This is a genomic window from Microbacterium croceum (assembly GCF_023091245.1).
Classification (GTDB): Bacteria; Actinomycetota; Actinomycetes; order Actinomycetales; family Microbacteriaceae; genus Microbacterium; species Microbacterium croceum.
Window position 1 is genome coordinate 392,338 of the sequence record NZ_JAHWXN010000002.1, and the last position, 23,147, is coordinate 415,484.

22 protein-coding genes and 1 other RNA gene are annotated in these 23,147 nt (G+C 69.5%); 4 read left to right on the forward strand and 19 right to left on the reverse strand.

From position 1 onward, the window contains the following. Window positions 1-15: 15 nt before the first annotated feature. From recR to ffs, 9 genes are all read right to left on the reverse strand, one after another. The gene (recR, locus tag KZC51_RS15940; protein ID WP_247631006.1) at window positions 16-609 is read right to left on the reverse strand and encodes a recombination mediator RecR; all 594 of its coding nucleotides are present in this window, start codon (window positions 607-609) and stop codon (window positions 16-18) included. Next, window positions 609-3,041, reverse strand: a complete 2,433-nt coding sequence (locus KZC51_RS15945) for a DNA polymerase III subunit gamma and tau (RefSeq protein WP_247631007.1) — start codon at window positions 3,039-3,041, stop codon at window positions 609-611. The genes recR and KZC51_RS15945 overlap by 1 nt, the downstream gene beginning before the upstream one ends. Before the next feature lie 53 nt (window positions 3,042-3,094). Then, window positions 3,095-5,605, reverse strand: coding sequence for a glycoside hydrolase family 65 protein (locus KZC51_RS15950; RefSeq protein ID WP_247631008.1), 2,511 nt, complete (start codon window positions 5,603-5,605; stop codon window positions 3,095-3,097). After that, window positions 5,602-6,360, reverse strand: coding sequence for an HAD family hydrolase (locus KZC51_RS15955; protein WP_247631009.1), 759 nt, complete (start codon window positions 6,358-6,360; stop codon window positions 5,602-5,604). Before KZC51_RS15955 ends, KZC51_RS15950 begins: the two co-directional genes overlap by 4 nt. Window positions 6,361-6,464: 104 nt before the next feature. Next, on the reverse strand, window positions 6,465-7,685 hold the full coding sequence (locus KZC51_RS15960; protein WP_247631010.1) for an acetate/propionate family kinase: 1,221 nt from the start codon (window positions 7,683-7,685) through the stop codon (window positions 6,465-6,467). Further along, window positions 7,682-9,799, reverse strand: coding sequence for a phosphate acetyltransferase (pta, locus tag KZC51_RS15965; RefSeq protein ID WP_247631011.1), 2,118 nt, complete (start codon window positions 9,797-9,799; stop codon window positions 7,682-7,684). The genes KZC51_RS15960 and pta overlap by 4 nt, the downstream gene beginning before the upstream one ends. Window positions 9,800-9,837: 38 nt before the next feature. Beyond that, window positions 9,838-10,500 (reverse strand): hypothetical protein, encoded by a 663-nt coding sequence (locus KZC51_RS15970; protein ID WP_247631012.1) that lies wholly within the window; start codon window positions 10,498-10,500, stop codon window positions 9,838-9,840. Further along, the gene (locus KZC51_RS15975) at window positions 10,497-11,111 is read right to left on the reverse strand and encodes a rhomboid family intramembrane serine protease (protein ID WP_247631013.1); all 615 of its coding nucleotides are present in this window, start codon (window positions 11,109-11,111) and stop codon (window positions 10,497-10,499) included. Before KZC51_RS15975 ends, KZC51_RS15970 begins: the two co-directional genes overlap by 4 nt. A 41-nt stretch (window positions 11,112-11,152) precedes the next feature. Beyond that, window positions 11,153-11,249: signal recognition particle sRNA small type (gene ffs, locus KZC51_RS15980), an RNA gene on the reverse strand. Window positions 11,250-11,394: 145 nt separating this feature from the next. On the opposite strand from ffs, the gene KZC51_RS15985 reads away from it, so the two are divergent. From KZC51_RS15985 to KZC51_RS15995, 3 genes are read left to right on the forward strand one after another with little or no spacing between them, the layout of a single operon-like run. Continuing rightward, the gene (locus KZC51_RS15985; protein WP_247631014.1) at window positions 11,395-12,372 is read left to right on the forward strand and encodes an AAA family ATPase; all 978 of its coding nucleotides are present in this window, start codon (window positions 11,395-11,397) and stop codon (window positions 12,370-12,372) included. Window positions 12,373-12,382: 10 nt separating this feature from the next. Continuing rightward, window positions 12,383-13,573: a DUF58 domain-containing protein gene (locus KZC51_RS15990; RefSeq protein WP_247631015.1), complete on the forward strand. Its 1,191-nt coding sequence runs from the start codon at window positions 12,383-12,385 to the stop codon at window positions 13,571-13,573. Then, window positions 13,560-15,824, forward strand: coding sequence for a transglutaminase TgpA family protein (locus KZC51_RS15995; protein WP_247631016.1), 2,265 nt, complete (start codon window positions 13,560-13,562; stop codon window positions 15,822-15,824). Before KZC51_RS15990 ends, KZC51_RS15995 begins: the two co-directional genes overlap by 14 nt. 22 nt (window positions 15,825-15,846) lie before the next feature. Here the strand turns inward: KZC51_RS15995 and trhO are convergent, their stop codons facing one another. Both trhO and KZC51_RS16005 read right to left on the reverse strand, forming a co-directional pair. Beyond that, window positions 15,847-16,740 carry an oxygen-dependent tRNA uridine(34) hydroxylase TrhO gene (trhO, locus tag KZC51_RS16000; RefSeq protein ID WP_247631017.1) on the reverse strand — a complete coding sequence of 298 codons (894 nt, stop codon included), beginning with the start codon at window positions 16,738-16,740 and terminating at the stop codon, window positions 15,847-15,849. Window positions 16,741-16,749: 9 nt separating this feature from the next. Then, entirely contained in the window at window positions 16,750-17,493 is a 744-nt protein-coding gene (locus tag KZC51_RS16005) for a DeoR/GlpR family DNA-binding transcription regulator (RefSeq protein WP_247631018.1), read from the reverse strand. A 56-nt stretch (window positions 17,494-17,549) separates the two neighbouring features. Here KZC51_RS16005 and KZC51_RS16010 point away from each other — a divergent pair, with 56 nt between their 5' ends. Further along, window positions 17,550-17,915 (forward strand): DUF4406 domain-containing protein, encoded by a 366-nt coding sequence (locus tag KZC51_RS16010; RefSeq protein WP_247631019.1) that lies wholly within the window; start codon window positions 17,550-17,552, stop codon window positions 17,913-17,915. Between the two features lie 28 nt (window positions 17,916-17,943). Here the strand turns inward: KZC51_RS16010 and KZC51_RS16015 are convergent, their stop codons facing one another. The 8 genes from KZC51_RS16015 to mpaA1 all read right to left on the reverse strand — a co-directional run bounded on the left by KZC51_RS16015 (window position 17,944) and on the right by mpaA1 (window position 23,146). After that, entirely contained in the window at window positions 17,944-18,678 is a 735-nt protein-coding gene (locus KZC51_RS16015; RefSeq protein WP_247631020.1) for a hypothetical protein, read from the reverse strand. Next, the gene (locus KZC51_RS16020) at window positions 18,675-19,403 is read right to left on the reverse strand and encodes an ABC transporter permease (protein ID WP_247631021.1); all 729 of its coding nucleotides are present in this window, start codon (window positions 19,401-19,403) and stop codon (window positions 18,675-18,677) included. Before KZC51_RS16020 ends, KZC51_RS16015 begins: the two co-directional genes overlap by 4 nt. Next, window positions 19,400-20,128, reverse strand: coding sequence for an ATP-binding cassette domain-containing protein (locus KZC51_RS16025; protein ID WP_247631022.1), 729 nt, complete (start codon window positions 20,126-20,128; stop codon window positions 19,400-19,402). Before KZC51_RS16025 ends, KZC51_RS16020 begins: the two co-directional genes overlap by 4 nt. Next, complete coding sequence (gene mpaP, locus KZC51_RS16030) at window positions 20,125-21,813, reverse strand: daptide biosynthesis intramembrane metalloprotease (RefSeq protein ID WP_247631023.1); 1,689 nt, start codon at window positions 21,811-21,813, stop codon at window positions 20,125-20,127. Before mpaP ends, KZC51_RS16025 begins: the two co-directional genes overlap by 4 nt. Beyond that, window positions 21,800-22,627 carry a daptide-type RiPP biosynthesis methyltransferase gene (gene mpaM / locus KZC51_RS16035; RefSeq protein WP_247631024.1) on the reverse strand — a complete coding sequence of 276 codons (828 nt, stop codon included), beginning with the start codon at window positions 22,625-22,627 and terminating at the stop codon, window positions 21,800-21,802. Before mpaM ends, mpaP begins: the two co-directional genes overlap by 14 nt. Before the next feature lie 65 nt (window positions 22,628-22,692). Beyond that, entirely contained in the window at window positions 22,693-22,812 is a 120-nt protein-coding gene (gene mpaA3, locus KZC51_RS17900) for an MpaA3 family daptide-type RiPP (RefSeq protein ID WP_308194315.1), read from the reverse strand. A 36-nt stretch (window positions 22,813-22,848) separates the two neighbouring features. Continuing rightward, on the reverse strand, window positions 22,849-22,974 hold the full coding sequence (gene mpaA2 / locus KZC51_RS17765; protein ID WP_281732148.1) for an MpaA2 family daptide-type RiPP: 126 nt from the start codon (window positions 22,972-22,974) through the stop codon (window positions 22,849-22,851). Between the two features lie 37 nt (window positions 22,975-23,011). Next, on the reverse strand, window positions 23,012-23,146 hold the full coding sequence (mpaA1, locus tag KZC51_RS17770) for an MpaA1 family daptide-type RiPP (RefSeq protein ID WP_281732149.1): 135 nt from the start codon (window positions 23,144-23,146) through the stop codon (window positions 23,012-23,014). Window position 23,147 lies beyond the last annotated feature (1 nt).

Here is a 23,147-nt window from a genome sequence, read left to right on the forward strand (position 1 = left end):
ACGCAACGGTTCCGGTCACAGGACGCGCCGACCTTCGAAGGCACGCCCCAGCGTGACCTCGTCGGCGTACTCCAGGTCGCCGCCCACCGGGAGCCCGGATGCGAGGCGGGAGACCGTGATCTGCATGGTGGTGAGCAGCCGGCTCAGGTAGCTGGCCGTCGCCTCGCCCTCGAGGTTCGGGTTCGTGGCGATGATGACCTCCTGCACCGTGCCGTCGGCGAGACGTGTCATCAGCTGCGCGATGCGCAGGTCGTCGGGTCCGATGCCCGCGATCGGACTGATGGCCCCACCGAGCACGTGGTACAGGCCGCGGAACTCGCGGGTGCGCTCGATCGCCGAGACGTCCTTGGCGTCTTCCACGACGCAGATCAGCGTCTGGTTGCGGCGAGGATCACGGCAGATGGCGCAGCGATCCTGCTCGGACACGTTGCCGCACACGTCGCAGAACTTCACGCGATCGCGGATGTCGCGCAGCAGCTCAGACAGGCGCGCGACATCGAAGGTCGGTGTCTGCAGGATGTGGAATGCGATGCGCTGCGCTGATTTCGGGCCGATGCCCGGAAGACGACCGAACTCGTCGATCAGTTCCTGAACGATGCCGTCGTACATCAGGCAAACCTCGTCGGGGGCTCATAGGGCTCTTCGCGCACGAACGTCGCGCCGAGCACCTGGCGGATCACGGCCTCTCCGTAGCGCTGCACTCCCCCGGCGGTGGGGGCGCGCTCGCTCACGGTCGGCGTGGGTGCGGAACGGGGCGTCGGTGGGGCGACCACACGGGGAGCGGCGCCCTGGGCCGAGGGCGAGCTGCCGCTGTGCGCAGGGTTCTGGCCGCCGCTGTGCGCAGGGTTCTGGCCGGACGAGACCGGCGCAGATGATGCACCGCGCGCGGGCGGCCCCTGCTCCTGAGGCGGCGCAGGCTCGTACGAGGGATCGTACGGCGGCTCATCGTCGAAGTAAGGCACGTCGTCGTCACCGGGAAGCGGCGGTTCTCCCCTGTCGACACCGCCATCGACAGGCGGCGCCGGCGCGGATGCGGCTGCTTCGACCTCTTCGGGCTCCTCATCGACCGGCAGCGCGGCCGTGGGGCTGCTGAGCGGCGCCTCACCTGCGGGGCCTGCGGGGATCGGAGCGACAGCCCATTCGGTGACCGCGGGCGCGGACGAGCCGTGAGACTGCGGCCGAGAGGACGTGGAGGCTGATGGCTTCGCGGTCGACGGGGCTGAGCCTCTCGACGGTGCCGAGCCTCTCGACGGGGCTGAGTCCTTCGACGGAGCTAAGTTCTTGGGAGCAGCGTCCGATGCCGAACCGGACCCTCCGGGGGCACCGGACGACCCGGCGGCGGGAAGCGGCGCAGGCAGGTACTTCACGCGCACGCCGAGCTCCTGCTCGATCGCGGTGCGCAGGTGATCGGAGGGCCCGGTACCGGGCGTGGTGCCCTTGAACTTGCCGACGTCGTGCTGGCTGGCGAACCCGATGGTGAGCACCTCGGAATCGGTGTCATAGGCCAGCGGCTGTACGGTCGTCACGACCAGCCACGACATGCGGCTGATGCTCTCGAGCCGGGTGAGGATTGCGGGCCACGCCGCCGTGACGCGCGCCAAGGTCACGGGCCCGGTCGGCGCGACGGCAGGCTCGGGTTCCGCGATGGGGGCTTCGACCTCGACCGGCACGGGAGCGGCAGCAGGCACCTCAGCGGCGGCAGCGACCGCCGGCGCCTGGGCGCCCGGCACGGGAGCGGCAGCAGGTGCCCCAGACGCAGCGGCCGCAGCGGCGGCAGGATCAGCAGCAGGTGACGGAGCGGGCGTCGCCTGGGCGACCGCAGCCGGCGGGGCCGATTGTGCCTGGGGCAGGCCTGCAGCCGTGGTGCGCGCGACGGGCGCGGCCGCGGGGGTCGAAGCCATCGCCGGTGCCGTCGCCTCTGCGGATGCTGCGGCGAGGACCCTCGCGACCATGAGCTCGAGGTGCAGGCGCGGCGAGGTCGCTCCCGACATATCGTCGAGCGCAGCGCTGACCACATCGGCGGTGCGCGACAGTCGTGCCGCACCGAAGCCCTGCGCCTGAGCGCGCATGCGCTCGAGCTCGTCATCGGCGATGCCGCGGAGCACCGCAGACGCCCCGCTGCCGACCGCTGCGATCACGATGAGGTCGCGCAGACGCTCGAGCAGATCGTCGACGAAGCGACGCGGATCCTGACCGGTCTGCACCACGCGATCGATCGCGGGGAAGGCGGCAGCCGCGTCTGCGGCGGCGAGCGCGTCGACGATCTCGTCGAGCAGGGCACCGTGGGTGTAGCCGAGAAGGGCGACGGCACGGGCGTATCCGACTGTGACCGTGGGCGAGTCCGCCGGGGCGTCGGAGCCGGCGATCAGCTGATCGAGCAACGACAGCGTGTCACGCGGAGAACCACCGCCGGCGCGGACGACGAGCGGCAGCACTCCCTGCTCCACCAGCACCCCCTCTTCGGTGCAGAGCTTCTCGACGTACTCGAGCATCGCCGCAGGCGGCACGAGCCGGAACGGGTAGTGGTGCGTGCGCGAACGGATGGTGCCGAGCACCTTCTCGGGCTCCGTGGTCGCGAAGATGAACTTCACGTGCTCCGGCGGCTCTTCGACGAGCTTGAGCAACGCGTTGAACCCCTGCGGGGTGACCATGTGCGCCTCGTCGAGGATGAAGATCTTGTACCGGTCACGGCTCGGGGCGAAGGTCGCGCGCTCACGCAGGTCGCGGGCGTCGTCGACGCCGTTGTGGCTGGCGGCGTCGATCTCGACCACATCGAGCGATCCCCCGCCCGCACGCGAGAGCTCGACGCAGCTCGGGCAGGTGCCGCACGGCACGTCGGTCGGGCCTTCCGCGCAGTTCAGGCAGCGCGCGAGGATGCGCGCAGAGGTCGTCTTTCCGCACCCGCGCGGTCCGGAGAAGAGATAGGCGTGACCGACGCGGTCGCCGCGCAAGGCCGTCATCAGTGGATCGGTCACCTGGGACTGCCCGATCATCTCGCCGAACGTCTCGGGGCGGTAGCGGCGGTAGAGGGCTGTGGTCACCTCAACAGCCTACGGCGTGCCACGGACGTTCGGCGGGCTCCGCGGTGCACCTCTCAGTCGACGGGCTCGATCACCGGGATCGCCGTCGTGATCACGGGGACGGATGCCGACAGGCGGGTGCCGTCCTCGCGACGGGCGTCCGCGAACTGCCGCAGTGTCGGGCGCCCGGGGATCAGCGGTCCCTGGTCGGCGAGCGGCACCACGACCTCGGCCTCGACCGTGGCGATGTACGCCTCGTCGCGCACCGTGAACGGCACCGGATCTCCGGAGCGCACCTGCACCCGCAGCTCGTCCTTGGTGATCGTCACCTGCACCGCGGACCCCTGCCACTGCAGCGGATACGAGAGCGAAGGCCAACCGGCAGGGAGCCTCGGGTCGAAGCTGAGCTCTCCGGCGTAGTCGCGCATGCCGCCGAAGCCGCACACCAGCGCCGTCCACACGCCACCGGCGGAGGCCACGTGCACGCCATCCGCCGCATTGTGGTGCAGGTCGTGCAGGTCGACGAACAGCGACTGCGAGAAGTACTCCAGCGCGAGGTCCTGATAGCCGACCTCGGCTGCGAGGATCGACTGCACCACGGCCGACAGCGTCGAGTCGCCGGTGGTCAGCGGGTCGTAGTAGTCGAAGTCGGCGCGCTTCTCCTCCGGCGAGAAGTGGTTGCCCTGCAGGAACAGCGCCAGCACGACATCCGCCTGCTTCAAGACCTGGAAGCGGTAGATCACCAGGGGGTGGAAGTGCAGCAGCAGCGGGCGCTGCGAGTCGGGGGTGTGCGCCAGGTCCCAGACCTCGCGCTCGAGGAACAGGGAGTCCTGCGGGTGGATGCCGAGGGCTTCGCTGTAGGGGATGAACATGGCCTCTGCCGCGCGCTCCCACGCGTCGGCCTCGCCCTCGCCCAGTCCGGTGCGCTCGACCAGCAGGGCGTAGTCCTCGGGGTAGCTCTCGGCGATCTCGCGCACGATGCGGCTGGCGTAGCGCAGGTTGTAGCGCGCCATGACGTTCGTGTAGAGGTTGTCGTTCACCACCGTCGTGTACTCGTCCGGTCCGGTCACGCCGTGGATGTGGAAGGTCTGGATGCCGTCATCCGCGCCGACCTCCTCGACCAGGCGCGAGCTGCGCCAGAAGCCCAGCGTCGCCCACAGGCGCGCGGTCTCGACCGCGACGTCCGCACCCTCCCGGCGCAGGAACTCCTCGTCGCCGGTGGCGCGCACGTACTTGCCGAGCGCGAAGCTGACGTCGGCGTTGATGTGGTACTGCGCGGTGCCGGCGGCGTAGTAGGCCGAGGCCTCCTCGCCGTTGATCGTGCGCCACGGGAACAGCGCGCCGGCCTCGTTGAGCTGCGCGGCGCGTCGGCGCGCGGCAGGCAGCATGTGCACACGGGCGCGCAGGGCGTTACGCGCCCACTGCGGCGACGTGTACGTGAGGAACGGGAGCACGTAGATCTCGGTGTCCCAGAAGTAGTGGCCGCTGTAGCCCGAGCCGGAGACGCCCTTGGCCGGCACCCCGGTGCCGTCGGCGCGCGCCGAGGCCTGGGCGAGCTGGAACAGGCACCAGCGGGTGGCCTGCTGCAGATCATCGCGCCCGCCGATCTGCACGTCGCTGCGCTCCCAGAACGCTGCCAGCCACTCCTGCTGGCGCTGGAACTGCGTCTCGACGCCCTCGACGATCACGCGGTCCAGCGACCGGCGGCAGCGGTCGACGAGCTCACGCGGCGGCACGCCGCGCGAGGTGTGGTAGCTGACGAGCTTCGTGACGTGGATCGGGACTCCGGCCTTGGCCTGCACGCGGAACACGTTCTTGGCGATGTCGGCTTCGATGAGCGTGCGGGCGTTGTACTCGTTCTCGGTCTCGATGATGTGGTCGGCCACCACAGCCACCGTCATCCCGGAATCGGCGACGTGGTACGACAGCGCTGAGCGCAGTCCGTCCTGCCAGTGCTCGGCCGGCTCCAGCACCCGGTCGGCGATCTTCTCGGCCTTGCGCGGGTCGAATCCGGCCGGCTTCTTGGCCGCGGCGGGAGTGCCGGCGTACACGCCGGCGCCGTCCTGACGGTTCAGCAGCTGGCAGCTGATCGTGACGGGGGCGTCGGAGTTCTCGACGACGACCTCGAGGCGGAGCACGGCGAGGTGGCGCTCCTCGAAACTCACGATGCGCTCGTCTCGGATGCGCACCCGCTTTCCCGACGGCGTCTCCCACACCACGATGCGCTCGAGCACGCCCGTGCGCATGTCGAGCGTGCGGCGGTACTCGCGCACATCGGCGACGTCGAACGAGATCGGCTCGTCGTCCACGTAGACGCGCATGACCTTCGCATCCGGCGCGTTGACGATGGTCTGGCCCACCTCGGCGAAGCCGTACGCCTGCTCCGCGTGGCGGATCGGCCAGGTCTCGTGCAGTCCGTTGATGAACGTGCCGTGCTCGTGCGCGCCTCTCCCCTCGATGTGGTTGCCGCGCAGGCCGAGGTAGCCGTTCCCGACGGAGAACAGCGTCTCGCCGACGCCCTCCTCGGAGTAGCGCGTCTCGACGAGACGCCACGGGTCGACGGGGAAGCGGTCGCGGTCGATCATGCGGTCTCCGTGGGGTGGTTCGGGGTGAGCGGGAGGAAGAGGGAGAGATCGTCGACGACGACGGTGGCACCGGCGGCGGTCAGAGCGTCGGCACCCGCGCCGCGATCGACGCCGATGACGTCGGCGAACCCTGCTGCGGCAGCGGAGGCCACGCCCGAGGTGGCGTCCTCCACCGCGATGCTGCGCGCAGGATCGACGCCGAGGTTCTCGGCACCGGCGCGGAACATGTCGGCCGCGGGCTTGGAGGCGAGGTTCTCGCGCTCGGCGACGACGCCGTCGACGACCACACGGAAGTAGGAGCGGAGTCCGGCGGCGCCGAGCACCTCTTCGGCGTTCTTCGAGCTCGACACCACCCCGAGCGGGACTCCGGCCTCGTGCAGGCGCTGCACGACCGCGAGCGACCCCGGATATGGGGCGATGCCCTCCGCGCGCAGCGAGGCGGCGAACGCGTCGTTCTTGCGGTTGCCGATGCCACAGATCGTCTCGGCCTCCGGCGGATCGTCGACCGCACCCCAGGGCACCTCGACGTTGCGGCTGTGCAGCAGGCTGGCCACGCCGTCGTAGCGCTTCTTGCCGTCGACGTAGTCGTAGTAGTCGGCGTCGGTGTAGGCGGGGGTGATGCCCCACTGCCCGAACACCTGGTCGAACACCACCTTCCAGGCGCGCATGTGCACCTCGGCGGTGGGTGTGAGCACGCCGTCGAGGTCGAACAGCACGCCGTCGGCGGCGAGCAGATCGGGAAGGGCTTCGGGCACAGGAGCCTCCAGGAGAAGGGGCGAAGGGTCGGCACCTCTCCGTGCCACTGTGCCAGCGTAGTTGCCGAGTGCCATCGGGGGTAACCCCTCGGATGAGCGGTTGTTCAGAGCAGCTCCGCGGTCTGTCTCGCGATCTGCAGCTCCTCATTCGTCGGCACCACGAGAACGGTCACGGCGGAGGCATCCGTGCTGATCCGGCGGATGCCGTGCGCCCGCGCCTCGTTGCGCGCGGGGTCGATCTCGACACCCGCGAATCCGAGCGTCTCCAGGGCCGCCGCGCGCACCCGCGCCGCGTTCTCCCCCACGCCGGCCGTGAACGAGATGACGTCGACACCGCCGAGCTGGGCGATGTACGCACCGGCGTAGCCGCGCAGCCGATGCACGTAGACGTCGAAGGCGAGCGTGGCCGCTTCCTCCCCCGCAGCGACGCCGGCGAGGATATCGCGCATGTCGCTGCGACCCGCCAGTCCGAGCAGCCCGCTGCGGGTGTTGAGCAGGGCGTCGAGGTCGTTGATCGTGAGACCGGCGCGGCGCGAGAGGTGCACGAGCGCGGCGGGGTCGAGGTCGCCGGAGCGCGTGCCCATGACGAGACCCTCCAGCGGGGTGAGCCCCATGGACGTCTCGACAGAACGTCCGCCGTCGATCGCGGTCACGGATGCGCCGTTGCCGAGATGGAAGACGATCTGACGCAGCTGGGCGAGGTCGCGTCCGAGATGGGCGGCGGCCGCTTCGCTCACGAACTGATGGCTGGTGCCGTGGAAGCCGTATCGGCGCACCCGGTGCTCCTTCGCCAGCGTGCTGTCGATCGCATACGTGTAGGCGGCAGGTGGCAGCGTCTGGTGGAACGCCGTGTCGAAGACCGCGACATGCGGCACCCCCCGGAAGACGGCCTTCGCCGCGAGGATGCCGGAGAGGTTGGCGGGGTTGTGCAGCGGCGCGAGCACCGAGAGCTCCTCGATCTGACGCTCCACGTCTGCATCGATCAGAGTCGGGGCGAAGAACCGGGCGCCACCGTGCACCACGCGATGTCCGACCGCGACGGGCGGGTGCGTGGCGAGCGAAGGACCGTGGTCGGCGAACTGCTCGAGCATAACCGCGAAGGCCGCGTGATGGTCGGCGATCTCGCGCTCATCGCGGTAGGTCGCATCGAGCATCGTGGGCACGGCATCCGCATCCGTCTCCGGGCGCACCGTGTGCGCGACAGGGCTCACCGGCTGACCGATGCGCTCGATGAGACCGCTGGCGAGCTCGTTCTCGCGCTCGACGTCGATCAGGCTGTACTTCAGCGACGAGGATCCGCTGTTGATCACGAGGATCGCGCTCATGCCGCCCCTCCCTGGGCCTGGATCGCGGTGATCGCGACGGTGTTGACGATGTCGTCGACCAGCGCTCCGCGCGAGAGGTCGTTGATCGGCTTGTTGAGTCCCTGCAGCACCGGCCCGATCGCCACCGCACCCGCTGAGCGCTGCACGGCCTTGTAGGTGTTGTTGCCGGTGTTGAGGTCGGGGAACACGAACACGGTCGCGCGCCCTGCGACGGCGGAGTCGGGCAGCTTGGCCTTCGCGACGGCGGCATCCGCCGCCGCGTCGTACTGGATCGGCCCCTCGACGGGCAGTTCGGGCGCCCGCTCGCGCACGAGCGCCGTGGCCTCGCGCACCTTGTCGACATCGGCGCCGGAGCCGGACTCCCCCGTCGAGTACGACAGCATCGCCACACGCGGCTCGATGCCGAACTGGCGTGCGGTGGCCGCCGACGAGATCGCGATGTCGGCCAGCTGCACGCTGGTCGGATCAGGGATCACGGCGCAGTCGCCGTAGACGAGCACCCGATCGGCGAGCGCCATCAGAAACACGCTCGAGACGACCTCCACCCCGGGCTTGGTCTTGATGATCTCGAACGACGGACGGATGGTGTGCGCCGTGGTGTGCGCGGCACCGGAGACCATGCCGTCGGCGAGTCCGAGATGCACCATCATGGTGCCGAAGTACGACACGTCGGTGACGGTGTCCGCCGCCTGCGACACCGTGATGCCCTTGTGGGCGCGGAGCCGGGCATACTCCTCTGCAAAGCGCGGCACGAGCTCCGGATCGTGCGGGCTGACGACCTGGGCACCGGAGATGTCGATCCCCAGCTCGACCGCGCGGGCACGCACGGCCTGCTCATCGCCGAGGATCGTGAGATCCGCGACCTCTCGGGCGATCAGCGTGGCCGCGGCGCGCAGGATGCGGTCGTCATCGCCCTCCGGCAGCACGATGCGCCGTCGATCGGCGCGCGCCCGCTCGATCAGGCCGTACTCGAACATCAGCGGGGTGACCACCCGGGACTCCGCGAGCCCGAGCTGTGTGGTCAGCGAGGTGTAGTCGACATGGGTCTGGAAGAGTCCGAGCGCGCGATCGTAGCGGCCTCGCGAATCCGGCGAGATGCGTCCGCGGGCACCCATCACGCGCACGGCCGTGTCGTAGGTGCCGAGGTCGGTCGCGATGATCGGCACCGTCGACGAGAAGCCGTCGAGGAGACGCACGATCGGCTCGGGCAGCGGGAAGGGGCCGTTCAGGATGATGCCGGCGACGCGCGGGAACGTGCCGGAGGCATCGGCTAGGAGCGTCGCGAGCAGCACCTCGGTGCGGTCGGCCGGGATCACCACGACCGCCTCCTCGGTGAGGCGCGGCAGCACGTTCACCATCGACATCCCCGCCACGACGATCGTCAACGCCTCGCGTCCGAGACGGTCCGCGTCGCCCTTGATCAGGCGCCCGTCGACGGCCGACAGGATGCCGCGGATCGACGGAGCGACCAGCGTGCGGTCCTCCGGGAGCGCCCACACCGGGGTCTGCTTCTGCGGACGGATGCCTCGCACGGCGGCGATGATGTCGGGCAGCGCGTCGGGGTCCGCCCTGTTGACGATGACGGCGAAGAGCTCCGCCCGTTCCGCGTCGAGCTCGGCGAGCGCGAGAGCGGCGATCTGCCCCACTGCTCCGGCGGCGCGGGCGGTGGTCGTGCCGAGCTGCTCCGCCTGGCGCTGCTGGTCGCGTCCGCTGAGCACCAGCAGCACGGGGGCGCCGAGGTTGGCGGCGATGCGGGCGTTGAACCCGAGCTCGGCGGGGCTGGCGACATCGGTGTAGTCGCTGCCGATGATCGCGACCGCGTCGCACTGCGCCTCTACGGCTTTGAAGCGCGCGACGATCGTCGACAGCGCGGCCTCCGGATCGTGGCGCACGTCGTCGTACGTGACCCCGATGCAGTCCTCGTAGTCGAGCTGCACCCCGTCGTGCGCGAGCAGCAGCTCGAGGATCTCGTCTCGCTCGGCGACCGAGCGGGCGATCGGGCGGAAGACTCCGACGCGGGGGCTGACGCGCATCAGCGCATCGAGCACTCCGAGCGCGATCGTGGACTTGCCGGTATGACCTTCGGCCGATGTGATGTAGATGCTCCGCGCCACCCCTTCAGCTTAGGCGGGTCCCACAGACGGCGCGCCGGTCAACAGCCGTGGGAGAGGCCGTCTACCACGGCGACGGCATCCGCCTCGTAGCGGGAGTAGTAGTCGCGGTCGGTGTTGATCTGCACCCGGTGGATGGCGTGCGACCGCTCCATCTGCTGCCAGTCGGGCAGCCGCGCCAGCCGGGTGAAGAACAGCGTGGCCGAGGTCGCCGGGTCCATCCGCTGCTCCACGCTCCCCCACCAGTCCTGCTGCTGGAAGAGCCCGATGCTGCTGGTGCGCGTGCCGTCGGGATTGGTGAACCCGCTGGTCTCCCAGTCGCCGTAGTCGATGTTGCGCAGGCTGCTCTCACCCATCGCCGTCATGACGCCCAGGATCTGTCCGTCGCGGCTGAGCCCGAGAGCGGACGCCGTGGTCATGATGGTGGCGGCGTTCTCCAGCTGTTCGCCCCTCCATCCCTCGATCCCCGCCTCGGGGAAGGTCCCCGGATCGTCTGCGCACACGACGACCGGATCGTGCGCGATGCGGAGCGGGATCAGCACGGCGGCCCCGACGACCGCCGCGACCACGACGCCGGAGAGAAGGATGCGCCGCCACAGCCGTCGCCGCCGCAGCCGGATCGCGGCGCGGGCGCGGACGCCCGGCTTGCGCCTGGTGGCGCGCTTCCGCGGCCGCGCGCGGCTCTTCGCGCGCGGGGCACTCATCCGCTGCGGTCCCGAAGCGTGGCTGGACCTCGGCGACGTCCGGCCACTGCCGCGACGCCTCCTCCGATCGCACCGAACAGGTGCGCCTGCCACGAGATCCCCTCGCTCACCCCCACGACGCCGGCCAGCATGGATCCGCCGTAGAGCGCGATCACGATCAGCGCCACCACGGCGTACAGGATGCGGTGCGCGACCCTGGCCGGTGCGAACACCCGCATCACGATGTAGCCGAAGTATCCGAACACGAGCCCGGAGGCTCCGACGGTGAGAGTGCCGGGGGTGTTGAACACCCAGGTGCCGAGACCGCCGATGACCGCGATGAACGCGGTGACGGCCCAGAAGCGGCGAGCGCCCTCCACCGCGACCAGGCAGCCGAGCAGGACGAACGGCAGGGAATTGGCCAGCAGATGGCCCCAGCTCGCATGCAGCAGCGGTGAGGCGACGATGCCGCCGAGACCCGCGAGGTCCCAGGAGCGCAGACCGAATCCGGAGAACGAGCCCGGCAGGATCGCGTCGGCCAGCTGGATGATCCACATCAGCGCGAGCAGGATGATCGGCGAGGCGAAACGGCTCAGCGCTGTCGGGCGCGGGGATCCGGCGGGGCTGGTCACGTCACGATCCTCGCAGTGCCGCCCCGGAGGACGCTGAAAAAGAAAGTGACCCTCCGCGCACCCAGCAGAGCCCGGTTACCCTTGCTGCGTTTCCGCCCTGGGGGAATTGGCCTGGATGCCGCCACGCGGAGAGCCGTCACCCATCCTAACCCGATGACGCCCGATGCTCCGACACGGGCCGCCGGGCATGTCTGAGCTCTGGGCAACCTGCCAGAGCGGCGCTCCGTCCAGCGGGTTACGATCGAGTAACGCGCACAGGAGCGTCAGACGCGAGAGGGACCGCATGCCCGACAACTCCCCCCTGATCACGGCCGAGCAGTTCGCGGCACAGACCTCCGCGATCCTCGGCTCGGTGGGCCAGGTGATCGACGGAAAGCCCGACGCCGTCCGCAGCGCACTGGTCTGCCTCCTCGCCGAGGGCCACCTGTTGATCGAGGACGTGCCTGGTGTCGGCAAGACCATGCTCGCCCGCGCTCTCGCCGCCAGCGTGGATGCCACGGTGCGGCGCATCCAGTTCACCCCCGACCTGCTCCCCGGCGACGTCACCGGCGTCTCGGTGTACAACCCGGTCGATCGGGAGTTCGAGTTCAAGCGCGGCGCCGTGTTCGCGCACATCGTGATCGCCGACGAGATCAACCGCTCCTCGCCCAAGACCCAGTCGGCGCTCCTGGAGGCGATGGAGGAGGGCCAGGTCACGGTCGACGGCTCCACGCACGTGCTCCCCGATCCGTTCCTGGTCGTCGCGACCCAGAACCCGCTGGAAATGGAGGGCACGTACGCTCTCCCCGAGGCGCAGCGCGACCGTTTCATGATGCGCATCTCGATGGGATACCCGGATGCCGCCGCCGAGGCCCTCATGCTGCGCCAGCGCGATGTCGTGAACCCGCTGAGCGCGGTGTCGCCGGTCGCCGATGCGACCTCGATCGCGCACCTCATCGCCTGGGGACGGTCGGTCCATGTCGCCCCCGCGCTCGAGGAATACGCGGTCGCTCTGGCCCAGGCCACCCGCTCCGACCCCAACCTGCACCTGGGCGCGAGCCCACGGGCCACCCTGCAGCTCGTCAGAGCCGCCAAGGTGTGGGCGGCGCTGGACGGACGCGACTACGTCATCCCCGACGATCTGACCGCGCTGCTGATTCCCGTGTTCGCGCATCGCCTGCTGCCCGCACGCGGAGCGCATCGCGCCGGCGCGCAGCCGGTGGAGGCGGCGCTGACGCAGATCATCGAGCGCGTACGGGTCCCCGTCGCCACCCGTTCCTGAACGAGTCGCCATGAGACGCCGTCGAGCACTGACCTTCCGCGGGGCGGGGGCGCTGATCGCCGCACTCGGCTGCGTCATCGTCGCGAACCTGGTGGGTGCGCCCATCCTGATCTACATCGGCGTGCTGCTGGCCCTGTTGACCGGATTCGCACTGATCGTCGTGCATGCGCCGCGCCGCAGCGGTACGGTCTCCCGGCAGGTCTCGACGGATCTGCTGACGGTCTCCGCGACCTCACGGGTGACTCTGCGCTTCGCGCTGCGCTCGATCCGCATCCCGCACGGGCTCTGGCACGACCTGCTGCCTGATGCCGTGTCCGGGGACTCCAGTGGCGAGTATCCGCCGGAATCGGGCCAACTCACCTATCTGATCACCGGCATCCGACGCGGCGTCTGGCCGATCGGACCGCTCATGCTGCGCACGGTCGACCCCTTCGGCCTGGCCCAGCGGGAGCAGTCGTTCGGCGACCGCCGCACGGTGACCGTCGTCCCCGAGGTGGTCGCCCTGGCCCCGCTCAGCGTCAAGGTGGGCGCCGCCGGCGGGACCGCCCAGACCTCGTCGAGCCGCCTGGGGCAGGGCAGCGACAATCTCTCCCCCCGGCACTACATCCCCGGTGACTCGATGCGTCGGATCCACTGGCGCGCGACGGCGCACCGCGGCCAGTTGATGGTGCGTCAGGAGGAGGAGGAATCGAGCCCGGATGCCCTCGTCGTGCTGGATCGCAGCAGCGCCCGCTGGGACACCCCTGGCGTGGAGGCGGATGCCGCCTTCGAAGCCGCCGTCTCGCTTTGCGCCTCTGCCGCCGTCCATCTCGCCGACGAGGGCTACGGCGTCGAGGTGATCGACAGCGCCGGACTCTCCCTGGGCATGCTGCGCGGACATGAGGATGACCGCGACGGGCTGCTGGTCGCTCTGGCCATGGTCTCTCCGCGCGGGGAGTCCCGCGATCTGGCCGCTCTGATCGGTGGCACGCCGCCCGGACCGCTCGTGTACATCACCGGACGGATCGACGAGGAGGACGCGGCTCTGCTCCGGCCATCCGGCGCGGCTGCAGCGCTGCTGTTCAGCACGACCCCGCTCGCCGGTGCGAGTGCGGCGGCGGCGCAGCGCGGCTGGACAGTGACCGCTCTCGGCGACGACGTCGCCGCGGCGTGGCAGGATGCGCTGCCCGCGCGGATCGGAGCCGGTGATGTTCCGCGCTGAGAAGGGCACGGCAGGGCCCTTACCAGCGGCGCGCCCTGCGCCCCCGTGGCATCGCGAGCATGAGGACGCGAACGGCGTGGTCGTCCCCGCCCTGCTCGCCGGGGCCGCAGGGCTCGTCGCGATGTGGCCGTACACCGCGGTCATCGAGCCGGGCGCCTGGTCCGTCACCGTCCTGGCCGTGATCGTCATGGTCGGCATCACCGGCGCGCTCCTGCGCACCTGGATGCGCCGGCGCAGCGAGTGGCTTCGCGACCTGACCACGTGCGCCGTGCAGATCGCTGTGGCCGTCGCCGTCCTGACCAGGCTCATCGCCGGCGACTCCGCGATCCTCGGGATCGTCCCCACGCCCACGACCTTCTCCGCGTTCCGCGTGCTCGCTGCAGCCGCCTGGGAGGAGATCGCCTTCGGTGCGGCTCCGCTGGAGGCGACCGCCGGCCTCGCTGCCGTGCTCGGGGCAGGCTTCGCTCTGGTCGCGATCCTGCTCGACCACCTCGTCTACCACCGGGCAGCCATCCTCGCGATCGTTCTCACCGGAACGCTCGGCGCGGTGCCGATGATCGTCACGCTGGGCGACGCGAACGTGGTGTGGTTCGTCCTCCTGGGCATCCTCGCCCTCGTGCTGCTGCGTTTCACCGCCCGTCGGCATCCGCTCGCACCGCGGCGATCGTCCACCTCGCTCGCCGCGGGTGTGGGAGTCGCCGCGCTGGCCGTGACGCTCGTGGTCGCGCCGGGCCTTCCGGTCACGGCGACCCTCGCCGGCACCGGAGCGGGCATCACCGTCGACGCCTCCCTCCGACTCGGAGACGACCTGCGCCAGCCCAACCCCGTCGAGGTGCTGACGGTGGCGACGAAGAGCGATGTCGCGCCGTATCTGCGCCTGACCACGCTGTCGCATTTCAACGGTCGGGTGTGGCAGCCCGACCGCGGCGGCCTGAACGCGCAGAGTGAAGGGTTCGGCGAACCGGAGTGGGGCGAGGACATCGCCACGAAGGACACGTCGACCTCGATCAGGGTGCTGCGGATGTCGAGCTCCTGGCTCCCGCTGCCGTACCCGGCGACCGGAGTGCAGGGCCTCGCCGACTCCTGGCGGGTGATGCCGGACAATCGCACCCTCGTGTCGCGCAACGCCGACGCCGTCGGCAACGACTACACCGTGGCCTCCACCCGCGTCTCGCCGACCCTCGAGCAGATCCGCACGATCGATGCGGCTCCGCCGGCGGCCGACGACGAGGACGCCGTCGAGTTGCCCGATGTCATCGGCGACCTCGCCGCCGAGGTCACGAAGGACGAGACGACGGACTACGACCGTCTCGTGGCACTGCAGACCTGGTTCCGCAGCTCCTTCACGTACTCGCTGGAGACGCCGGTCGAGGAGGGCTTCGACGGCACAGGCGCCGAAGCCGTCGCCCAGTTCCTCGAAGCGCGTTCGGGGTATTGCGTGCACTTCGCCGGAGCCTTCGCCCTGATGGCGCAGAGCCTCGACATGCAGACGCGGATCGTGGTGGGGTACCTCCCCGGCTCTCTCACCGACGAGAAGCGGGGCGACGAGTCGATCTTCTCGGTCAAGAGCGATCAGCTGCACTCATGGCCGGAGGTGCTGTTCCCGGGCGTCGGCTGGGTGCCCTTCGAGCCCACAGCCTCCCTCGGCGTGCCGACCGCCTTCGCCGCCGCCCCGACCGGGGGCACGGGGACCGACGGGCCGTCCGCGCCGGTGCCGACGGCCACGCCTCGAGCCGAGCAGACGACGGGGCCCGAGGCGGACCGCCCAGATGCCGGCGACAACAGCTCGTCCACCGGCACCTCGCGGGGTCTGGATCCGACACCGGTCCTGCTGACCGTCGTCGGCGCCCTCGTACTGCTGCTCCTGCCCGCCCTCGTGCGCGGCGCCGAGCGCGGGCTGCGGCTGCGGCGCGCGCGCAGCGGCGAGGCGGGAGCGGCGTGGGCCGAGCTTCGCGACACCATGATCGATCTCCGTCTGCCGGTGTCCGATGCCGACACCCCTCGCGTGCGCGGCGCAGCGCTGGTCCGTGAGTGCGGTGTCGACCCGGCGGAGATGCGGGCCCTGACCGACGCGGTCGAGCGAGCGAACTACGCGCGCCCCGGTGCCGTCGCCGAGGACCTCGCCGGACCGCTGCGCAGCGTGCTGGGTGCGATGCATGCCCGTAGCGATCGCTTCACCCGTACGAGGGCGTTGCTGGTGCCGCGGTCGCTGTTCGCGACCCGCGACGTCGACGCGGCGACGGTGGTCTGACCAGCGCCTGATCGTCGGGAGATCAGGCGGCGGCGTGCTCGGCGCAGTGCACCGCGTCGCAGTTCTCGCACACCACGGACTGCACGCGGCAGCTCACGTCGGGACAGTTCGCCGTGCGCTTGGTCGCTGCTCCGCATCCGACGCATTCTCCGATCACGGCCGTGTGATCGGAGAAGTCCACGGATCCGCGCTTGTCGAACACGTAGAGCGAGCCGTCCCAGTAGCCGTCATCGCCGTACTTCTCGCCGTAGCGGACGATGCCGCCCTCCAGCTGATAGACCTCGCCGAAGCCCCGAGCAGTCATCAGGCTCGACAGCACCTCGCAGCGGATCCCGCCGGTGCAGTAGGTCACCACCGGCTTGCCCTTGAGGTCGTCGTACGCGCCGGAGTCGAGCAGCCGCACGAAGTCACGAGTGGTCTCGGTATCGGGCACGACGGCTCCGCGGAACCGTCCGATCTGCGCCTCCAGGGCGTTGCGGCCATCGAAGAACACGACGTCGTCACCGCGTTCGTCCATCAGCGCGTGCAGTTCCTCAGGGCTGAGCCTGGTACCCCCGCCGACCACCCCGCGCTCGTCGACGCGGAGCTCGCCCGGCGCTCCGAACGACACGATCTCGTCGCGCACCTTGACGCTGAGCTTGGGGAAGTCCAGGCTCCGCCCCTCGTCATCGACGCCGGTCCCTTCGCTCCACTTGATGTCGGCATCCGCGAACGGGGCGTAGGAGCGGAACGACCGCGCCCACTTCTTGAGCGCGGGCAGGTCGCCGCCGAGGGTGCCGTTGACGCCGTCCTTCGAGAGGAGGATGCGTCCACGCAGGCCGAGCGCCTCGCCGAGGTCGCGTTGCCAGAGTCGGATGGCCTCCGGGTCAGCGAGCGGGGTGAAGGCGTAGAAGAGCACGATCTTGGGGGTTGCCACCTAGGGATCCTACGTCGTCGAGTCCCGTCGCCACTGCTCGGCGAGCACGGACGCGTCCTCGGGATCCGTGATGATGCCGGACACCTCGTCGAGCCCGACGACGGGGAATCGCGACGCGGCACCGATCTTCTCCGCGCTGCCCAGCACGTACACGTCGGCGCTCCGCGCGGCGAGCGCCCGCTTGACCACGGCATCGTCGAGGACGCCGGTGGTGAGTCCGTGATCCGGGTGGATCCCGGTGACGCCCAGGAAGAAGACGTCGGCGCCGAGGCGCGCGATCGCCTCCAGAGCCAGCGCTCCACCGGCGACGAGCGAGTGCCTGCTCAGCTCCCCGCCGACGATCAGCACGCGTGCCGGGGAGTGCTCGGCGACCGCCACAGCCACAGCGGGGCTCGGGGTGATCACGGTGAGCGAGGGGTCCTGCGGCAGCATCCGTGCCATCGCGAGCGTCGTCGTGCCCGCGTCGAGGATGATCGTCGCCCCCGGACGGATCAGTGCGACGGCCGCCCGTGCCACCCGCTCCTTGCTGTCGGTCGCGACCGTGCTGCGCTGCGCGACCGGGGCCTCGGCGGCCGGCACGGGGAGCGCCCCGCCGTACACCCGTACACACAGGCCCGCGTCGGCGAGCTCCCGGAGATCGCGGCGGATGGAATCCTCCGAGACCCCGAGGTCAGCCGCGACATCCTTGGCGACCACACGGCCGTCCGTCGCGAGGAGGGCGAGCAGATGGTCCTTGCGCTGTGCACCCAGCATTCATGCTTCTTCCTGTTATTTCACGTTTCTGCACGTTTAACGCTACAGTCTCCGACATGCAGAAGCCACTCCTGATCCTGATCGCCGGCCCCTACCGCTCCGGCACCGACGGCGACCCGGCCGCCATCGCCCGCAACCTCGCGCGGCTCGAAGAGGCGGCGGGCCCTATGCACCGCCTCGGACACATCCCGATGATCGGCGAATGGGTCGCGCTCCCCGTGCTTCGTGGTCTCGATGCCACCGAGACCGCCGACGGTGACGTGATGTACGACGTCGCCGCGCGTCTGCTGCAGCACTGCGACGGAGTCCTGCGGCTTCCCGGAGCCTCCGCCGGTGCCGACAACGACGTCGCGATCGCCCGCGAGCGCGGACTTCCCGTGTACTTCTCGATCGACGACGTCCCCGCCGCGAGCGGCGCGTAGGTGCGGACGCGCACGGCTCTTCGTTCCGCTATCGCACGTCGCTCCTCAGAAAGGAGACCCCTCCGGCGACGAGGGCCACCACGACCCAACCGGCCGTCACCAGCACCGCGATCGAGCCGTCGAGGGCATGATCCGAGGAGATCCCCAGGGCGGCGACGTCGAAGCGGAAGGCTTCGAGCATCGCGAGCAGGGGCAGATAGACGGCACCGGACTTCCAGAGCATCGCGACGAGCATCGCCGAACCCAGCGACAGCGGAACCACGAAGAGTGCGACCAGGTGCGCCCGCACGACGATCCCCCATCCCAGCCCCCAGAGACCGGATACGGCGCCGAGCGACAACGTGGCTCCGACCGCCGCCCAGTCCACCGGAATGCCGCCCATCGTCAGCCGCAGCGCCGTATGACCGCCGATGAGCGCCGCGAGAGCGACGATCGCTCCGCCGATCGCCGAAGCGGGCACCCTGGCGACAAGGGTCGCCCACCGCGGCTGCAGCATCAGGCGCTGAGCGATCACGCCGTCTCGCCGATCCACGGTGTATCGGAAGGAACCGTAGACGCCCGCGAGGATTCCTCCGTACATCGCGAGCACCGCACTGAGCGGCGCGATCAACGACTCGCGAACCTCCGGCGTCGCCCCCGTGAGATCGGGCGGGATGCTCGTCGCCAGAGAGAGCGACATCACGAATCCCGCGACCGCCATCCAGACGAGAACCCTGTCGCCCGTGAAGCTGCATGCCTGGGCGCGGAGTGCCTGGCCGATCACCCCGCCTCCTTTCGCCCGCGCAGCCAGGCGATCGCAACCAGCCCGAAGGTCCAGGCGACTCCGAGACCGAGAGCGGGCACGAACCCGAGCAGCGCGTCCTGGTATCCCGGAACGCCGAGAGCCGCCAGGACAAGACCAGGAGAGAACTTCGCGACGTCCGGCGCGGTGCGCAGCAGCGCGAACTCCACGGCCATCGGAAGAACGATGACGAGCGCCGCAGCGACGTAGTAGTTCCGTGTGATCCACCCGATGGCTCCTCCGATGAGCGCCCCGAGAACCGCGCCGATCAGCGCGCCGGCATAGATGCGCCATGCGTCCGGCGTGAGAACGAGAGCCATACCGTCGAGCCCCAGCAGCACGGTGACGCCCACCGTCCAGACAGCGAAGAGGCACACGGAGAGCGCGACCGCCACGAGGACTCCGGCTGCGAGCTTCGCGGAGAACGCGCGCGCGAAGCCGACCGCCGTGAGCGTCCTGTCGATCGACGTGTAGTAGCACTCGCGGGTGACGCCGTACGCCCCGACGAACGCCGCCGAGATCGCCACCCAGGCGAGCGGCTCCAGAAGTCGAACGGTGGCCGACCCCGGTTCGACGCCGGCGAGGTCGAACCGTGAGCCGTCCGAGACCAGCACGAAGAGAGGCATGAGCACCGCGACGAGGTAGACCGCCAGGACGGAGAACCCGCTCACGCAGCGCAGGACCTCGCTCCGGATCGCGTTCCTCATGCGGATGCTCCTTCCACGAGGTCGAAGTATCTGCTCTCCAGCGAGTCCGCCCCACCCGTGACGAGGTCTTCGAGCCGACCAGCGAAGAGGGCGCGCTGTTTGATGACGACCACCTCATCCACGACCTGTTCCAGCTCCGGGAGCTGGTGACTGGCGATCAGGACGGTGCCGCCGCGTTCCGCGTAACTGCGGAGGAACCGGCGAAGCCAGCGGATGCCGTCAGGGTCCAGACCGTTCGCCGGCTCGTCGAGGATGAGGGTCCGGGGAGAGCCGATGAGGGCAGCGGCCAGCCCGAGCCGCTGCGCCATCCCCGTCGAGAACGTCTTCACCCGACGGCGGGCATCGGCGGCGAGGCCCACCTCTTCGAGCACCTCTTCGGTACGGCCGCGTGCTGCCCCCGCGGCGAGCCGGCAGATCTCGAGGTGTCGCCTCGCCGTGATCCCGCCCTCGAAACCGAACCCGTCCATGTGGACGCCGACGTGCGTCGCCGGGTTGTCGAGTGCGGAGAACGGCGACCCGTGGATGAGGCACTCACCGCTGGTCGGCTCCAGCAGTCCGACGAGCGCACGGAGCGTCGTCGACTTGCCCGCACCGTTCGGACCGAGAAGGCCCACGATCGACCCGCGCGGTACCGCGAAGGACAGCTCTTCGACGGCCGTCCGCTGACCGAACCTCTTCGTGAGCCCTCTCACCTCGATCGCATTCTCATTCGCTTTCCGGTTCATGGTGATTCCTCTTCCTCCTGGCCCTGAAACGTTGAAAGGGGTGACACCACACCTGTCGCCCAGAGCATCTGCCATAGGTTTCCTGTACCGTTCTCGACCCGCGCCTGCCCTGTCACCGGCAACCTCCCGTGCGCGGCGGACACCTGCACCTCGGCGACGACCGCCGCGGGCACCGACGCATAGTCCGCCGTGATGGGGAACAACGCATCGAGCGGAACCGTCGTCTTCGCAGGCGGCAGCGGGTGCGCCGTGCCTTCACCGAGCTGCTCGTTGAAGAGGATGCCGTTGCTCATCAGGCTGACTCGGGCCCCCTCCGGCACCGTCACGTCGGACATGTCGCCTGCATGCACGAGGACGACTCGGTCACCCGACGTGGTGAATCCGAAAGTGGTCGACATCGGCACGGAGATCGCGGCTCCTGCGATCGCGACACCCACGATCGCAGCGGCGCCGACGGCCACGAATCGGAGTCGCGAGACTCCCGATCTGAGCACGCGGTGCAGCGACTTCGAGACATGCACGACGCCGGCGAGGACGACGACGACCTCCAATGCGACGACGAGCATTCCGAGGAGCGGACCACCGCCGGCGAGCGCGCGATTCACGCGGACGACCGCGAACAGCACCAGCACGATCGGTGCGACGAGGCTCGCCAGGCCGAACGGCACGCTCCACCACGTGTTCATGCTCTTGTTCCCCCGGTGACCGCCGAACAGTAGGCGAGTCAGGAGGTCCGCAGCGTCACGCATCGTACGCCGTCGGAGGTTCGGTTCATCCAGAGCGCTCATCAGCGCGATGTATCCGTCGAACCGCACGAACGGGATCAGGTTCACGACGACGACGATGGCGCACGCGAGACCGAGGACCAGCAGAGTTCGACGCAGCTCCTGAGAAGGAACGAGGAGCGCTGCGCTCAGTGCTATGGCACCGAGCGCGGCGTGCACGGCAGGACCCGCCAGTGCGATCGCGACACGCTGCCTGCGGTCCGGGAGGCGCCAGCCGTCCGTCACATCCACGAAGAACGCCGGCGCGAGGTACAACAGCATGAAGCCTGCGCGTCTGGCTCTGCCGCCGAACCTGGTGAGTGCGGCTCCGTGCGCACCTTCGTGCAGCAGGGTGATGAGAAAGAGGGCTGCGACGACGGCCACGACATCGACGAGCGGCATCGGCGTGGTGACGGCTTCTCGCAGCTCACTCACCTGGACGGCTGCAGCGAGGGCCCCTGCGACCACCAGAGCGCCCATCGACACCAGAACTGCTCGGGGAGAGAGGGGTCGGAGCAGGGCATCGAGTCGGCCGAAGACGACAGGGGCGCGAAGCGTCGCGACCTGCAACGTGAATGGCGGCCGATAGGTGATCCGACCGGGTGGACGCCTTGAGTCCCCGGCCAGCAGCCCACGGAGTTGGAAGCGTCTGGCCAGCTCGAGAAAGCTCTCCAGGGTCTCGGATGCCGCGAAGTCCCGATGCAGATCTCGAAGAGAGGTCTCGCCGTTCATGGCCGTGAGCAGATCGACGACGGAGCGGGAGACCCGCGAAGACGGCACTCCATGGAGCATGGCGATCCAGAGCGTCTGGTCGGCTCCTTCCTCGAAAGCGACGCCGGGCGCGAGCAGCGGACGGTCCTCGGCCGTGAGAGCGGGTGAGGAGCGAGAGTCTCGTCGGCGGGTGAACCTACTGGGTGGCATCGTCGTCCATCACGCTCGAGCGTCCTGCCCAACTCGTGGTCAGGAGCAGGATGTCCTGTCCGCGATGAGTGCGGACGGGAGAGACGATGGGAGAGACGAAGCCGGCGGCGACGAGCTCACGTGAGAGAACCTCATGACTGAGCACCCGCAGACGACTTGTGAGCACCGTCACCTCACCTCCACTCCGGAGGTCGGCGGCACGGATCCAGTTGACCAGCCTGACAGCACCGCCTTCCTCTCGCTGTTGCACGAAGAGGTAGGTCTCGTCTCCGTCCGGTCCGGGGACTCGGACCTCTTCCTCTCGTGAGAGGGCCAGGCTCTGCGCCGACGCGCCCGCCGCGACGGTGAACGCGAAGACGCCTCCGACAGCGAGGTGGCGTCGCACGTTCGCGTACAGAAGCGATCTGCCGTCGCTGTCGAGCAGCGTGATGGATGTCGCGCCGATGATGACCAGCTCGTATCGCTGCCCGAGCGCGATGTCTCGCATGTCGGCCACGATGCACTCGAGCAGCGGATGGTGCGGCAGTGCGCGACGAAGGTGCGACAGCATGTCGTCGGAGAGATCGACCGCGGTCACCCGCTTGCCCGACCTCACCAGGGGGATCGTCAATCTCCCACTCCCCGCCGCGAGATCGAGGATCGGCCCCTCGGTTCCCCTCGCGAGCCCCAGCATCTCTCTGATCTCCGCGCGGTCCGAGCCGACCAGCCGCTCGTAGAAGTCAGTGCCTGCTCCCTCATACAGATCCAGCTCTCTGGCAACCGCACCCGCCTCTCGGAGCCTCGCCGAGACGGCGTCGGTGATAGAACCTGACATCACGCATCACCTCTCACTCACACGTCACAGGGTGCGGGCGCGCTGTACCCGCCCGCACCCCTCGGTTAGGTCGCGATGGCTGCCGCACCGCCGATGATGGCGATGATGTAGCTCGCGTGCTCCCACCACTCGAGTGGGGCATCGATGTGTTCGAGTTCCACGAACTCGAGCGACTCTGTCTGCAATTCACACCTCCTCGGTGCACCCTGCGAATCCTGCTCCTACGTCAGAGCGAGGATCCCGATGATCACGCCCACGGCGAAGCCCCGCATCCAGTCGGTGGCGTCGTCCGGCGCTTCCATGTCCTCGAGTTCTGTGAACTCGAGCGTCGGCATTGCGACTTGCATATTCACCTCCTCTGTGGGGGTCTTCTCCTGCGATGGGTCACGTCGCCGCGGCGGCGCCGACCCCGATGAGCACGAGTGCCCCGATCACGCCCTGATAGAAGCTCTCCCAACTGGGAGCATCCATGTCCTCCAGTTCCTGGAACCGGATTCGCTGTTCGTCATCTCTGTTCATT